Origin of the sequence: Bradyrhizobium niftali (genome assembly GCF_004571025.1) — a bacterium.
In the GTDB taxonomy this organism is placed as follows: domain Bacteria; phylum Pseudomonadota; class Alphaproteobacteria; order Rhizobiales; family Xanthobacteraceae; genus Bradyrhizobium; species Bradyrhizobium niftali.
On record NZ_SPQT01000007.1, the window covers coordinates 197,692 to 210,772 of the forward strand.

11 protein-coding genes and 1 pseudogene are annotated in these 13,081 nt (G+C 63.1%); 8 read left to right on the top strand and 4 right to left on the bottom strand.

The genetic code is table 11. The features are described from left to right. Position 1: 1 nt before the first annotated feature. Entirely contained in the window at positions 2–310 is a 309-nt protein-coding gene (locus E4K65_RS15870) for a hypothetical protein (RefSeq protein ID WP_135174971.1), read from the bottom strand. Positions 311–491: 181 nt separating this feature from the next. On the opposite strand from E4K65_RS15870, the gene E4K65_RS15875 reads away from it, so the two are divergent. Beyond that, on the top strand, positions 492–1,898 hold the full coding sequence (locus E4K65_RS15875) for a DHA2 family efflux MFS transporter permease subunit (RefSeq protein WP_135174972.1): 1,407 nt from the start codon (positions 492–494) through the stop codon (positions 1,896–1,898). 82 nt (positions 1,899–1,980) lie between these two features. Here the strand turns inward: E4K65_RS15875 and E4K65_RS15880 are convergent, their stop codons facing one another. Further along, positions 1,981–2,883, bottom strand: coding sequence for a GNAT family N-acetyltransferase (locus E4K65_RS15880; protein ID WP_135174973.1), 903 nt, complete (start codon positions 2,881–2,883; stop codon positions 1,981–1,983). A 234-nt stretch (positions 2,884–3,117) separates the two neighbouring features. Between E4K65_RS15880 and E4K65_RS15885 the strand changes: the two genes are divergently transcribed. The 5 genes and pseudogenes from E4K65_RS15885 to E4K65_RS15905 all read left to right on the top strand — a co-directional run bounded on the left by E4K65_RS15885 (position 3,118) and on the right by E4K65_RS15905 (position 8,388). Next, complete coding sequence (locus E4K65_RS15885) at positions 3,118–4,041, top strand: 2-hydroxyacid dehydrogenase (protein WP_135174974.1); 924 nt, start codon at positions 3,118–3,120, stop codon at positions 4,039–4,041. 69 nt (positions 4,042–4,110) lie between these two features. Next, on the top strand, positions 4,111–4,404 hold the full coding sequence (locus E4K65_RS15890; RefSeq protein ID WP_135175021.1) for a cupin domain-containing protein: 294 nt from the start codon (positions 4,111–4,113) through the stop codon (positions 4,402–4,404). Next, positions 4,401–5,863, top strand: a pseudogene (locus E4K65_RS15895) (aldehyde dehydrogenase family protein). The gene E4K65_RS15890 and the pseudogene E4K65_RS15895 overlap by 4 nt, the downstream one beginning before the upstream one ends. 7 nt (positions 5,864–5,870) lie before the next feature. Continuing rightward, entirely contained in the window at positions 5,871–6,917 is a 1,047-nt protein-coding gene (locus E4K65_RS15900) for a tartrate dehydrogenase (RefSeq protein WP_135174975.1), read from the top strand. A 13-nt stretch (positions 6,918–6,930) separates the two neighbouring features. After that, positions 6,931–8,388 (top strand): NAD-dependent succinate-semialdehyde dehydrogenase, encoded by a 1,458-nt coding sequence (locus tag E4K65_RS15905; protein WP_135174976.1) that lies wholly within the window; start codon positions 6,931–6,933, stop codon positions 8,386–8,388. 119 nt (positions 8,389–8,507) lie between these two features. Here E4K65_RS15905 and E4K65_RS15910 read toward each other — a convergent pair whose 3' ends face one another. Together E4K65_RS15910 and E4K65_RS15915 are read right to left on the bottom strand one after the other, a co-directional pair. Beyond that, positions 8,508–9,782: an NAD(P)/FAD-dependent oxidoreductase gene (locus E4K65_RS15910; RefSeq protein WP_135174977.1), complete on the bottom strand. Its 1,275-nt coding sequence runs from the start codon at positions 9,780–9,782 to the stop codon at positions 8,508–8,510. Positions 9,783–9,797: 15 nt separating this feature from the next. Beyond that, positions 9,798–10,466, bottom strand: coding sequence for a haloacid dehalogenase type II (locus E4K65_RS15915; protein WP_135175022.1), 669 nt, complete (start codon positions 10,464–10,466; stop codon positions 9,798–9,800). A gap of 176 nt (positions 10,467–10,642) precedes the next feature. Between E4K65_RS15915 and E4K65_RS15920 the strand changes: the two genes are divergently transcribed. Together E4K65_RS15920 and E4K65_RS15925 are read left to right on the top strand one after the other, a co-directional pair. Continuing rightward, positions 10,643–11,485, top strand: a complete 843-nt coding sequence (locus E4K65_RS15920; RefSeq protein ID WP_135174978.1) for a GNAT family N-acetyltransferase — start codon at positions 10,643–10,645, stop codon at positions 11,483–11,485. 13 nt (positions 11,486–11,498) lie between these two features. Further along, positions 11,499–12,875, top strand: a complete 1,377-nt coding sequence (locus E4K65_RS15925) for an aspartate aminotransferase family protein (RefSeq protein WP_135174979.1) — start codon at positions 11,499–11,501, stop codon at positions 12,873–12,875. The last annotated feature ends 206 nt before the right edge of the window (positions 12,876–13,081 follow it).

Consider the following 13,081-nt stretch of genomic DNA (forward strand, 5'->3'; position numbering starts at 1 on the left):
TTCAGGACTCGTCCAGCATACGATAGTTGCCGACGATCCTCACATCACGAACCAGCGGCGGCTCGGCGCAGCGGTCGCGGATGCCGTCCTGGAACGCCTGAAACGCCCTAAGTTTCGGGATCGGGCTCGAGCCGTCCTCGGTCGCGGCCTCGACAAAATGGATGAAGGTGTCGTCCTCCAGCCGCAGCGTCAGATAGCGCACGCCGTCCGGCCCGACCGCCTTCAATTCCGCAAATACGGCCGAAACCAGCTCGGCATTCCTGTCGGCCAGCTCCGGCTTGGCCTTGTACCTGATCAACGTCCTTCTCATCGCACGCTCCTTGCTCATGTCGCGACCTGGCTCGCGGCCGCCTCATCCCTAGGACGTTTGCCGGCAGCCGAAGGATGCAGCCCGGGGAAAATTATTTTTGGGCGCATCCTCTACCCCTCCGGCCTCGTCTAGCCCGCAGAACGCGCCGCGACAGGGTGGCGCGACACACGGAGAGAGGGCGATGCAGACCCCGACCAATCGCGCCGAGCAGAACTGGGTGCTTGGTGTCACTGCGCTGGCATCCTTCATGCTGGCGCTGGACGCCATGATCATTACGACGGCATTCGCGGCCGTCCGCGCCGAATTCGGCAGCCCGGTCGAGACGCTGCAATGGACCGTCAACGCCTTCAACCTGACCTTTGCCGTGCTGCTCCTGACCGGCGCCGCGCTCGGCGACCGCTTCGGTCGCCGCCGCATGTTCGCGGCCGGGATCGCCCTGTTCGTCGTTGCATCGGCAGCCTGTGCGCTCGCAGGCAATGCCACCGCGCTGATCGCCGCCCGCGCGCTGCAGGGCGCCGGCGCCGCGCTGGTGATGCCGCTGGCGATGGCGATCCTGAGCGGCACGTTCGGCCGGGAGGAGCGCGCCCGCGCGCTCGGCATTTTCAGCAGCATCACCGGATGCGCGCTGATCATAGGCCCGGCCATCGGCGGCTTCATCACCGAACATTTCGGCTGGCGTTGGGTGTTCTGGATCAACCTGCCGATCGGCCTGATTGCGATTGCCCTGGTGCTGGCACGGTTGCGCGAAAGCTTCGGACCGGCCGCCGCATTGGACATCCCTGGCCTCGCGCTCGTCGCCTTCGCAGCGCTCGCGCTGGTCTGGGGCCTGTTGCGCGGCAACGCCGTGGGGTGGGCGAGCGCCGAGGTCATGGGCGCGCTGATGTCAGGCCTGGTGTTCACCGCCGGCTTCGTGCTCTGGGAATTGCGCGCGGCCGCGCCGATGGTGCCGATGCGGCTGTTTGCTTCGCGCGCCCTCGCCTCCGGCATGTCCGCAAGCGTCCTGTTCTACGCCGCGATGTACGGCGTATTGTTCCTGCTGCCGCAGTTCCTGCAGATCACGCTGGGCTTCGATGCCTTCGGCGCCGGACTTCGTCTGCTGCCCTGGACAGCGACGCTGTTCGTCACCGCCCCGATCGCCGGCGCGGTCGTCAACAGGTTCGGCGAGCGACCGCTGGTGGTGACGGGATTGCTGATGCAGTCGATCGGCCTTGGCTGGATCGCTGAGATCGTGAGCCCCGCGGTTCCCTACTCCGCTCTGGTCGCGCCGTTGGTGCTGGCCGGCGTCGGGGTCTCGATGGCGATGCCGGCAGCGCAGAACGCCATCCTGAGCTCAGTCGCGGTGGCCGAAATGGGTAAGGCGTCCGGCGTCTTCAACATGGGCCGCTTCCTCGGCGGCATGTTCGGCGTCGCCGCGCTGGTAGCGACCTTCTCGGCCAACGGCGCGGTCGATTCGCCTACGCATTTCGCGAGCGGATTTGCCGCGGCGATGAGCCTCGCCGCAACGCTGTCATTGGCCGGCGCGATCGCCGGATTTTTCCTGCCGGCACGGCGACGGACCGCCGGCGCAGCCGCGCCGCAAGATGCTTGACGCTCACAGCGATGGAGTTTCGCTATCGGCCCCGTCGGAGCGACCTTTAGCCTCTTTGAGTGCTTGATAGCGACGATGGGTCTCAACCAAGCGCTTGGCTCGCAAGCGCATAGGTTACGGGCATGTTTCCCGAGCGTTCGTTGGGATCACGGAAGTCTCCTCCCAGAGACATCGTCGTAACAGTGTCAAAAACAGCAAGGCCTGACCGAGCCACGAAGGAGGAGAACTCGCCGTCGGCGAGGTGCGTATCGAGCCTCAGAAACTCTCCCTCATGGGCAGTCATGTGCGGCGCAATGACGACGATCGCGTCCTTGTCATTTGACGCCACCACGGGCCCGATGACATGGCCGCGCCCAAACGGGCGGCACAGCGCATAGGCCTCCATGCGGCCATGCCGGTAGAGGCCGAACCCAACCGATTGCTGCAAGAGAGCGTTGAGCAGCTCCACGCGGGATGCGCCGTACCCCTGCGCATCGAGTTCGGCGACGGCCGCAAGGTCGCCCTGGTCGAGACGGCGCAGCTCGGCTCCTTCCGGAGGACGCGGCATCTCGTCGGATCGCTGCGCCTCCGCTTGACATTGGAACACCGTCCTCTCGGGGCGGAAGCCGAGCGACAGATAGAGTTTGCGCGCTGCGCGCGTGGAATTGAGGCGGAGATTGCGTCCCTTGCACTCCGAGAAAACGCGCTTCATGAGCCACTGTGCCGTGCCAAGCGCCTGAAGGCGCGGAGACGTGATGACCATGCCGACGGTGGCAAAATCCGAGCCATAGGGAAACCACATGGCCGATCCCAGCACCCGTCCGATTTCATCGTGAGCCACGATGCCGTGACCAACGTCACGGAGGAACTGCCAGTCCTCAGCCCGGTGCGGCCAGGCGACGCCGATCGAGAGCGCGTGAAGCTGTTCCAGCTCGACGGTATCGATCTCGACAGCACGCGCCTCGAAAGCATCGATCGTAATCGAATTGGATATGCGGCGTTTCATATCTCTCTCTGCAATCAGCCTGACGTCGCTCGAATGGTGCCACTGCGGGTCCGCTGCAGGCTCCCGGCAAAACCACCATAAACCATCAATCGCGGCAGAATGCGTTTCAGATCAGGCGTCGTACCGAACAATCCGCTAAATCGCGATCGCATTCGGCATGGAAACGGCCCCCAGTCCATTAGGTTGGTTCCGTTCCGGCGTACTCGCCATTCCCTGTGCTTTGAAAATCGGCCAATGACCTTTCTCTTCAATTCCGACGCCGAGCGCGGGACCGTTTTTCGCGACGCCTTCGTTCGCGAGCTCCCTCACCTCCCGTTCACGATCGATCCGGCATCGGTCGATACTGACTTGGTGCGTTACATCATCAGCTGGACGGTACCCGACGGGCTCGAACGTTATCGCAATCTTGAAATCCTGTTCTCCGTTGGCGCCGGGGTCGATCAATTTCCGCTATTGGCGATTCCGCCCGAGGTGAAGGTGGTGCGGATGGTGGAAGACGGCATCATCCGGATGATGCAGGAGTATGTCACGCTCGCGGTGCTGGCGCTCCACCGCAACCTTCCCGCCTATCTTGACCTGCAGCGGCGGCACCAATGGCAGGCTCTGCCGCAGAAGCAGGCGGCCGACCGGCGAGTCGGGCTGCTCGGGCTTGGCATGCTCGGCCGCGCCGTGCTGGAAAGCCTGAAGCCTTTCGGCTTTCCCTTGAGTGGCTGGAGCCGATCGCGCAAGACGATCGAGGGAGTTGCGACATATTGCGGCCAAGCCGGTCTCAGCCAAATGCTCGGCGAGACCGACATTCTGGTCTGCCTGCTGCCTCTCACCGAGGACACGCGCGGGATCCTGGATTGCAACCTGTTTGCGCAGCTGCCGAAAGGCGCTGCGCTGGTCCATGCGGGACGAGGTGCGCAGCTCGATCACTTCACACTTCTGGCCGCTCTGGACGCCGGTCAGCTCGCCAGCGCCGTCATCGACGTAACCGAACCCGAGCCACTGCCCTTGGATCATGCCTTGTGGGCTCATCCGAAGGTGCTGCTCACCCCGCATGTGGCGAGCGCAACTCAAGCGGAAACCGCCGCGCGGTCGGTCATCGACAACATCAAACGATACGAGGCGGGCCTTGATCCCATCGGGCTCGTGGATCGGACTCGTGGTTACTGAGAGGAGCCCAAGTTGCTGCTGAAATCGATCGATCCCAATCCGAGCTTCGCCCCCGAGGAGTCCACCCCGATGCCCGAGCGGCTCATTGCCGGCGCCCCCCACTTCAGGACCTGGGCGCAAGACGTGGCTAAGGGCGAACTCGTACATACCGGCATATGGGAGGCGACCCCGGGCGAGACACGCTCCATCAAGGGAGAGACCTTCGAGTTCTGCCACATCATCTCCGGTATCGTGGAGATTACGCCCGACCACGGCGATCCCATGACCTTCAGAGCCGGCGACAGCTTCGTCATGAAGCCCGGATTCACGGGCGTATGGAAGACCGTCGAGACGGTCCGCAAGATCTACGTCACGGTGTCATGAGCCTAAGCTTCGATCCCGATCGGATTTCGCTACCCATCGGCCACTTCATCGGCGATCGGTTGCTGGAATCTCCTGGCCTGCTTCCGATGCGCCGCCCCTCGGATGGTGCGTCCTACGCCGAGTGTCCCATCGCCTCGGAAGAGGTCGTGGACGAGGCGGTCCAGATCGCCAGGAAGGCGTTGAAGACGAGCAACTGGGGTGGCGTGCGGCCCCGAGAGCGAGCCAACGTGCTCCGGCGATGGGCCGATCTCATCGAGAGCGAGGCCAAGACGCTCGCCAGACTTGAGGCGGTTTCATCCACCCGCCCGGTCGGTCAACTTGTTGCGGGAGACATCGCGGTCACCGCAGAGCAAATCCGTTTCTTCGCTGAATTCGCGGACAAGGAAGGCAGCGATCTGGTGCCCACCGACGACAAGCATCTCGGCATCATCATGACTGAGCCCTTCGGGGTCGTCGGCGCCATTACGCCCTGGAATTTTCCTGTGTCCATGGCAGGCTGGAAGCTCGGACCGGCTCTTGCTGCGGGCAACGCGGTCGTGCTCAAGCCATCCGAAATGACGCCGTTCTCGTCCGTCTTCCTCGCCCAATTGGCGGTACAGGCGGGCCTGCCCGCGGGGCTTGTCAACGTCGTGCTCGGTGACGGGCAGACAACCGGTACCGCCATGACGGGACATCCCGACGTCGCCAAAGTGAGCTTCACCGGATCGACTGGCGCTGGCGCGGCCATCATGGCCAATGTCGCGCACACGGGCATCAAGCCAATGACGCTCGAGCTCGGCGGCAAGAGCCCACAAATCGTCTTCGCCGATGCCGATCTCGATCAGGCCGCTTCTGCGATTGCCGGCAGCATCATCGCAAATGCCGGGCAAGCCTGTGTCGCCGGATCGCGGCTCATAGCCCACGCCTTTGTGGCCGAGCCGCTCGTTGAGGCCATCCTCGCTCGTATGAAAGCCGTTCAAGCAGGCCCCACCTGGGACGCCGCAACGACCTATTCCCCGATCATATCCGAGGGCAGCGCACGAGGATTCACTCGCTCGTGCAAGCAGCCTGCGCCGAGGGCGCAGAATGCCTTAGCGGCGGCGAACCGATGGAGGGCAAGGGCTATTTCTATGCGCCGACGCTTCTTACGAAGGTCGATCAGTCTTCTCCCGCCATCACCGAAGAGATCTTCGGACCGGTACTGACCTTACAAACGTTCACGACCGAGGAGGAAGCCTTGGCGCTCGCCGATCACCCGACTTACGGTCTCGCTGCCGGGCTCTTTACCCGCGATGTTTCACGGGTCATGCGGATCACACGCGCAATTTCCGCTGGCACTGTGTGGGTCAACCGCTACGGCCGATCGCGTGACCACATCCTGCCGACCGGGGGCTACAAGCGCTCCGGCATTGGCAAGGACCTCGGCCGCGAGGCCTATCACGCCAACCGCCGCTCCAAGAGCGTGCTCATTCAGGTTTAGAGCCTCCATGAAGAACTATACGATCGCACTCATTCCGGGCGATGGCATTGGCCACGACGTGACGGAGGCCGCCTGCGCGGTCCTTGAGGTTGCCGCCAAGCATTCGGGCTTTGCGCTCAATGGCGCCAGATTTCCGTGGTCCTGCGCGTTCTACAGGGAAACGGGCTCGATGATGCCTGCTGACGGCATCAAGACGCTGCAGAAGTTCGACGCCATTCTGCTTGGCGCAGTCGGCTGGCCCGCGGTCGTACCCGATGCCGTTTCGCTGCACGGGCTCCTGCTGCCGATCCGCAAGGAGTTTACGCAGTATGCCAACATTCGGCCGCACCGCCTGCTCCCGGGTGTCAACGGCCCGTTGAAGGCGACCGAGTTTGACATCCTCTGCATCCGCGAGAACACCGAAGGCGAATATTCGGGGGCTGGCGGACGGGTGCATCAGGGCACCGGCGACGAGGTGGCGGTCGAAACCTCCGTGTTTACGCGCGCCGGAGTGGAACGGATTTTGCGATTCGGATTCGCCCAGGCGCGCAAGAGGCGTGGGAAGCTCGCCTCGGTCACCAAGTCGAATGCCCAAAGATACTCGATGGTCTTCTGGGACGAGATGACCCAACGGGTTGCTGCCGAGTATCCGGACGTGGAAGTCACGAGCTACCACGTGGATGCACTCGCCGCGCGCATGATCCTGGCGCCGGAGAGTCTCGACGTCGTCGTCGCCTCCAACCTGTTCGGCGACATTCTGACCGATCTCGGCGCGGCTATTCAGGGTGGACTTGGCTTTGCCGCCTCCGCCAACATCAACCCGGACCGCAACGCTCCTTCGATGTTCGAGCCCGTTCACGGCTCAGCGCCCGACATCGCTCATCTCGGCACTGCCAACCCAATCGCGGCCATCTGGTCCGGGGCGATGATGCTCGATCACCTTGGCGAGCGCGATGCCGCGGCGCGCGTCATGGCGGCGCTGGAGAAAACCACTTCCCATGGCATCGGTACGGTCCAAGGCAAACACCGAACCGAAGCAATCACCGCAGCCGTTCTTTCCAGACTCTCCCAATAGACAAGGATCCGACATGCAGAATCTGAGCGACAAAGGGCTCTTCCGCCAGCAAGGCTTGATCGGCGGCCAATGGCAGGCGGCTCTCTCGGGCAAGACGGTCGACGTGATCGAGCCGGCTACGCAGGCTGTTCTTGGTACCGTGCCGGATATGGGACGGGATCAGACCCGCGCCGCCATTGCCGCTGCCGCCGAGGCATCCCGCGCCTGGCGCGCAAAGACGACCGCCGAGCGCGCCGCGCTTCTGGAAGCCTGGCATGGGCTCATGATCGCGCATCTGGATGACCTGGCCCGAATTCTGACGCTTGAACAGGGCAAACCATTGGACGAGGCCAGCAGCGAGATCCGGTACGGCGCTTCGTTCGTCAAGTGGTTTGCGGAGGAAGCCCGGCGCATCGGCGGCACGACGATCCCGTCACCAACGGCCGATCGGCGCATCGTGGTTCTCAAGGAGCCGGTCGGCGTGTGCGGCATTATCACGCCGTGGAATTTCCCGAACGCCATGATCACGCGCAAGGTGGCTCCCGCGCTTGCGGCGGGGTGCACCGTCGTGATCAAGCCCTCCGAATTCACGCCCTATTCGGCGCTGGCTCTCGCGGTTCTGGCCGAGCGCGCCGGAATTCCCGCCGGCGTGATCAATGTCGTCACGGGATTGCCGACCGAGATCGGCGCCGAGATCATGGCCAACGAAATGGTGCGCAAGATCTCCTTCACAGGGTCGACCCGCATCGGCTCGCTGCTGATGCGCGGCGCCGCAGACAGCGTTAAGCGGGTGAGTCTCGAACTCGGCGGGAACGCCCCCTTCATCGTCTTTGACGACGCCGATCTTGATCTCGCGGTCGAAGGCGCGCTCGTGTCAAAATTCCGCAACGGTGGCCAGACCTGCGTTTGCGCCAATCGGATCCTCGTGCAGGCCGGCATTTATGATGCCTTCGCAGACAGGCTTGTCGCTCGTGTCAATGAAATGACGGTGGGACCAGGCCTCAAGCCCGGTGTGGCGATTGGACCGATGATCAACGAGGCGTCGATCAGCAAAATCAACCGCCATGTCGCCGACGCGCTGTCCAAGGGCGCCCGCATCGCCACCCAACCGGCTACACTGCCGAAGGGGGCGCAATTTACGGCGCCGATCGTGCTGACCAACGCAACCACCGATATGGTGCTGGCGCACGAAGAAACATTTGGTCCGGTCGCGCCGCTCTTCCGCTTCGAGACAGACGACGAGGCGATTGCCATCGCGAATGCGACGCCGTTTGGACTTGCCGCATATTTTTACACATCGAACCTCAAGCGGTCCTGGCGCGTTGCAGAGGCGCTTGAGGTCGGCATGGTCGGCCTCAACACTGGTATGGTGTCAACGGAGGTCGCCCCATTCGGCGGAGTGAAGCAGTCTGGATTGGGGCGTGAAGGAGCGCAAATCGGGATCGAAGAATATCTCGAGGTGAAAACCTTCCATATCGGCGGGCTGGCTTAGCCAGCGACGGAACGGAGAAGGCGCCGCTCGCGCCTCTCTTTCCGGACAGGCAGCCACCGAGACGGACAAATCGCAGTCTGTGATTTGTCCGGCCCGCGCGGTGGCCTGGAGTGTCCGAGCTACTGAATTCGATCGAGCATCTTGTAGTACATTCCCACCAACGGCAGAAACCATGGTTTGCCAAAGTGGCCGGGCACCGCAGGCCAGCGGAGGCCTTTCATCGGGTTTCTATCCTCTTGTCCCAGCATGGCGTCGGCGATGATCATGCCAAGATGGGTCGACAGCTGTGCGCCATGTCCTGAATAGCCCATCGCGTACCATAGCCCATCCTGGTAGCCGGCCCGTGGATAGCGGTCGCTGGTCATGTCGACGAGCCCGCCCCAGCAATAGTCGATTGGTATGCCGGCGAGTTGCGGAAAAATTCGCGTGAGACTGTCGGCGAGAACGGCGCCGCTCTTGGCGTCGGACCGCTGGTCTGACGTCGCCGAGAACCGCGCGCGTCCGCCGAAAATCAAGCGATTGTCGGGCGCAAGCCGAAAATAATTGCCGACGTTCATCGAATTGACGCAAGTACGGTTGCCGGGCATCGTGGCTGCGACTTCAGCCGCGTCCAGCGGACTGGTCGCTATGATGAAGCTGCCGACCGTGACGATGCGCCGTCTGAAGTAGCCGAAATTCGGCGTGGTGTAGGCGCCCGTGGCCAGCACCACCTGATCGGCGGTGACGCTGCCGCGCGACGTCGTCAGGCGGTGGCGCGACCCTTCCCGCGCCTGGGCGATGACCGCAGCCTTCTCGAAGATGACGGCACCGCGGCGTTTGGCTGCCTCGGCCAGCCCGATGCCATAGCGTCCCATATGCATCATGGCGCTCTTCTTCGAGAGCATCGCGCCGAAGAAGGGCGAACCCACCTCAGAGCTCAGATCCTGGGCGGAGAGCAACGCGGTCTCCGGATCCACCTCGCGATGGACCGCCTCGAAATTCCGCGCGATTGCATCGAAGTGCTTCGGCTTGGAAGCGAGCTTCAGCTTGCCGGCGCGGCGGAAACTGCATTCAATCCCCTCCTCCGCGATCAGCGCCTCGAGAGTGTCGATCGAAGCATCGAGCGCACGATAAAGCGCGATAGCTTGCTCCTGGCCCAACTCCGTCTTGGCGGCAAGATAGCTATGAGCCAGACCGTTATTGAGGTGTCCGCCGTTCCGGCCTGACGCTCCGCAGCTCACCCGGTCGGCCTCGAGCACAACAACCCTGGTGCCCGCCTTCGCGAGCTGGCGCGCGGCTCCCAGGCCTGTGAAGCCACCGCCGATCACCGCAACATCGTAATGTCCCTCGACCGCCCCTTCAGCGCCACCGCTGAAGGCCGGTGCGGTGTCATGCCAATAAGAGACGTATTTCACCGCAGATCCGTGGGCTTAGAGGCCGAACACATCCGGCAGGCCGGCAATGTCCCTGATTTCAACATAGCCGTAATATGGGTTGGCGGGCTCGTGCCCGCGATTAACCCACACCTTGTTCTTGATGCCGAGATCATGGGCCGTCATCAAGTCATAACGGAACGAGGAAGAGCAGTGTGCTACGTCCTCGGGCCCGCAGCCTAGCGCATCAAACATGTATTCAAAGCCCTTCATGCGCGGCTTGTAGGATCTCGCCTGTTCGGCCGTGAACACCGCGTGGAAGGGTGCGCCAAGCTTCGCCACGTTGGAAGGGAGCTGCACATTCATGGCGTTCGAGAGGATGACCAGCGGTATTTTATTGGCAACCCTGGACAGGCCAGCGGGAACGTCGGGATGCGGTCCCCAGGTCGGTACGCGGTCGTAGACCATCTGCGCATGCTCGACCTTGAAGGCGACACCATTGCGCTTGCAGGCGCGCTCGAGCGCGTTGTGAATAACCTCGGCATAAGGCTTCCAGTCGCCGAGAACCTCGTCGAGCCGATACGCCGCGAAGTCTCTGACGAATTCAGTCATCCGCGGTTGGGGTAGCAGAGCGCCATAGAGATCCTGCGCCGCGTCTGCCATGCGGAAATTCGTCAGCGTCCCGTAGCAGTCGAAAGTTATGTATTTCGGGCGAAAATGGCTCATCATCCTCATCCTGGCGCGCTTGCGCGATTTCACAGCTGCAAGCATAGAGCGCCTGTGCGGCATAAGATGCGGCTTTTCCGTCGGCTGCAGTCGAAGATATCGTTCACGCGGTGACCTTCAGACGATGTGCCCGTCCCTTACACAGGAGACTGGAGCCGGACAATGGAAACGAGCCAATGACGCAGAGCTCCATCTCGCTCATCGCCTTCGGGCCCGAACATCTCGCAGGCGCCACACGCCTTTCACGTCAAGCCAATTGGCCGCACCGCATCGAGGACTGGCAATTGGCACTCGCCCTCAGCACGGGAATCGTCGCGGTGGATGCGAATGCCACAACCGTGCTCGGGACGGTTCTGATGACGCCGTACAAGCGCGATGTCGCAACCATCAACATGGTCCTGGTCGATGAGGCCGCACGCGGGCGTGGATTGGGCCGCAAGCTCATGGAGGCAGTGATCGCTCTGGCGGGATCGCGCGCGCTAAGGCTCATTGCAACGCGCGAGGGTTTGGCGCTCTATCACAAGCTCGGCTTTCGCGAAACCGGCACCATCGTCCAGCATCAGGGGCAGGTTCGGCGCGTCGCGCCTCCCACGCATGTCCGGCCGCCAGAGGCGCGCGAGATATCCGAGATCATCGAACTCGACAGAAGCGCGAGCGGTGCAGACCGCGAGGATCTGCTTCGTGTTCTTGCGAAGGTCGGTCGCCTCGCGGTACTCGTTGATGGCTTCCGGATTGCCGGATTTGCAGCCGTACGTGCCTTCGGCAGGGGTGAGGTGATCGGCCCCGTCGTGGCCGCAAACGCCGACGACGCGACGGCTCTGCTCGCCTATTTCATGGCCGAGCGGGAAGGACAGTTCGTTCGCGTGGATACCGCCGAGACACCCCAATTAGGGTCCTGGCTCACGGATAAGGGCCTCGTCCGCGCGGACGAAGGCGTTGCCATGCAGCGCCCCGTCATTCCGCGATCCAGCGGCGCCCCGCTCACCACATTCGCCCTTGCCAGCCAGGCCTTTGGATAAGCGGAGATCGTTAATGCTCAGCAATTCTCTCATCGAGCTCGATCGGGCCCATCTCATCCACCCGGTCGCCTCCTACCGGGGTCACGAGGCCGCCGGGGTCAGGGTGCTGAAATCGGCCAAGGGAGCAACGGTGACCGACGCCTCCGGACACCAACTCGTTGACGGCTTCGCCGGGCTCTGGTGCGTCAATGCCGGCTATGGGCACGAGAGCATCGTTGCGGCCGCTTCCAGGCAGATGCGTGAGCTTCCCTACGCAACGGGCTATTTCAGCCTTGGCTCGGAGCCGGCGATCCGGCTCGCGGCGGAATTGGCACAGCGGACTCCCGGTGACCTGAACCACATCTACTTCACGCTGGGCGGTTCGGATGCCGTCGACAGCTCGGTACGTTTCATCCGCTACTACTGGCACGCCCGACGCGAACCGCAACGCGACCAATTCATCTCCGTCGAGCAGGGATATCATGGGTCCTCAACGGTCGGCGCCGGGTTGACAGCCCTGCCCGCCTTCCATGCCGGTTTCGGCCTGCCGCTCAGCTGGCAGCACACGATCCCCTCGCACTATGTCTATCGGAATCCTGCCGGGCAGGATGAAGATGCCATCATCGCGGCCTCGCTGGCAGCGCTCGAGGCGAAGATCGCGGAGATCGGCGGTCCACATCGCGTCGCCGCATTCTATGCCGAGCCGATCCAAGGATCGGGTGGCGTGCTCGTGCCGCCCAAGGGCTGGATGAAAGCGATGCGCGCACGGTGCCGGGATTATGGCATTCTCTTCGTGGCGGACGAGGTCATTACCGGGTTCGGCAGGACGGGTCCACTTTTCGCCTGCAGCGAGGACGACGTCGTCCCGGATCTCATGACCGTCGCCAAGGGACTGACCTCCGGGTATGTGCCAATGGGTGCAGTCTTCCTGTCGGATCATGTTTACGACACGATCGCCGATGGGGCGGGTGCAAGCGCGGTTGGACACGGATATACTTACTCCGCCCATCCCGTCAGTGCCGCGGTGGCCCTGGAGGTGCTGCATCTCTATGAGAGCGGCTTGCTTGCGAATGGCGCGAAAGCCGGTGCACGTCTGATGGCCGGCCTTCAATCGTTAAAGGATCATCCCCTGGTGGGCGACGTGCGCGGCCGCGGCATGCTGGCCGCCATCGAACTCGTCACCGACAAACAACGCAAGACGCCGCTCCCCGCCGCGGCCGAACCGGCGCGGCGTATCTTCGACCGCGCCTGGAACAACGGCCTCATCATCCGGGCCTTCCCGACAGGCGTGCTCGGCTATGCGCCGCCGCTCTGCTGCTCCGAGTCCGACATCGAAGCCATCGTCGAGCGCACGGCCATGATTCTTGACGAGACTCTGGCCGATGCGGATGTGCGCACCGCACTGCAATAAAAATAGGCATGCGTAAGGGGCCGGCAGATGGCAGGTCCGAAACACTACAAATGGGCGCATCTTCGCAATTTTGTGCCGTTGCCCCGGTTTTTTCGGCCACCGCCGCGGGTCCAACCTGCGAGACTTCGAGCGCGGGAAAAGAATGAAAGCCTGGAGGACGCAGCAACTTGGTCGCCATGACGGGACCAGGCCGGCATCCACCACAA

Excerpts from the sequence above, each read along its gene's own strand:
- E4K65_RS15890 (WP_135175021.1), top strand. The coding sequence starts at position 4,111 with ATGCCCGAGCGGCTCATTGCCGGCGCCCCCCACTTCAGGACCTGGGCG.
- E4K65_RS15915 (WP_135175022.1), bottom strand. The coding sequence starts at position 10,466 with ATGAGCCATTTTCGCCCGAAATACATAACTTTCGACTGCTACGGGACG.
- E4K65_RS15875 (WP_135174972.1), top strand. The coding sequence starts at position 492 with ATGCAGACCCCGACCAATCGCGCCGAGCAGAACTGGGTGCTTGGTGTC.
- E4K65_RS15925 (WP_135174979.1), top strand. The coding sequence starts at position 11,499 with ATGCTCAGCAATTCTCTCATCGAGCTCGATCGGGCCCATCTCATCCAC.
- E4K65_RS15880 (WP_135174973.1), bottom strand. The coding sequence starts at position 2,883 with ATGAAACGCCGCATATCCAATTCGATTACGATCGATGCTTTCGAGGCG.
- E4K65_RS15870 (WP_135174971.1), bottom strand. The coding sequence starts at position 310 with ATGAGAAGGACGTTGATCAGGTACAAGGCCAAGCCGGAGCTGGCCGAC.
- E4K65_RS15900 (WP_135174975.1), top strand. The coding sequence starts at position 5,871 with ATGAAGAACTATACGATCGCACTCATTCCGGGCGATGGCATTGGCCAC.
- E4K65_RS15920 (WP_135174978.1), top strand. The coding sequence starts at position 10,643 with ATGACGCAGAGCTCCATCTCGCTCATCGCCTTCGGGCCCGAACATCTC.
- E4K65_RS15905 (WP_135174976.1), top strand. The coding sequence starts at position 6,931 with ATGCAGAATCTGAGCGACAAAGGGCTCTTCCGCCAGCAAGGCTTGATC.
- E4K65_RS15885 (WP_135174974.1), top strand. The coding sequence starts at position 3,118 with ATGACCTTTCTCTTCAATTCCGACGCCGAGCGCGGGACCGTTTTTCGC.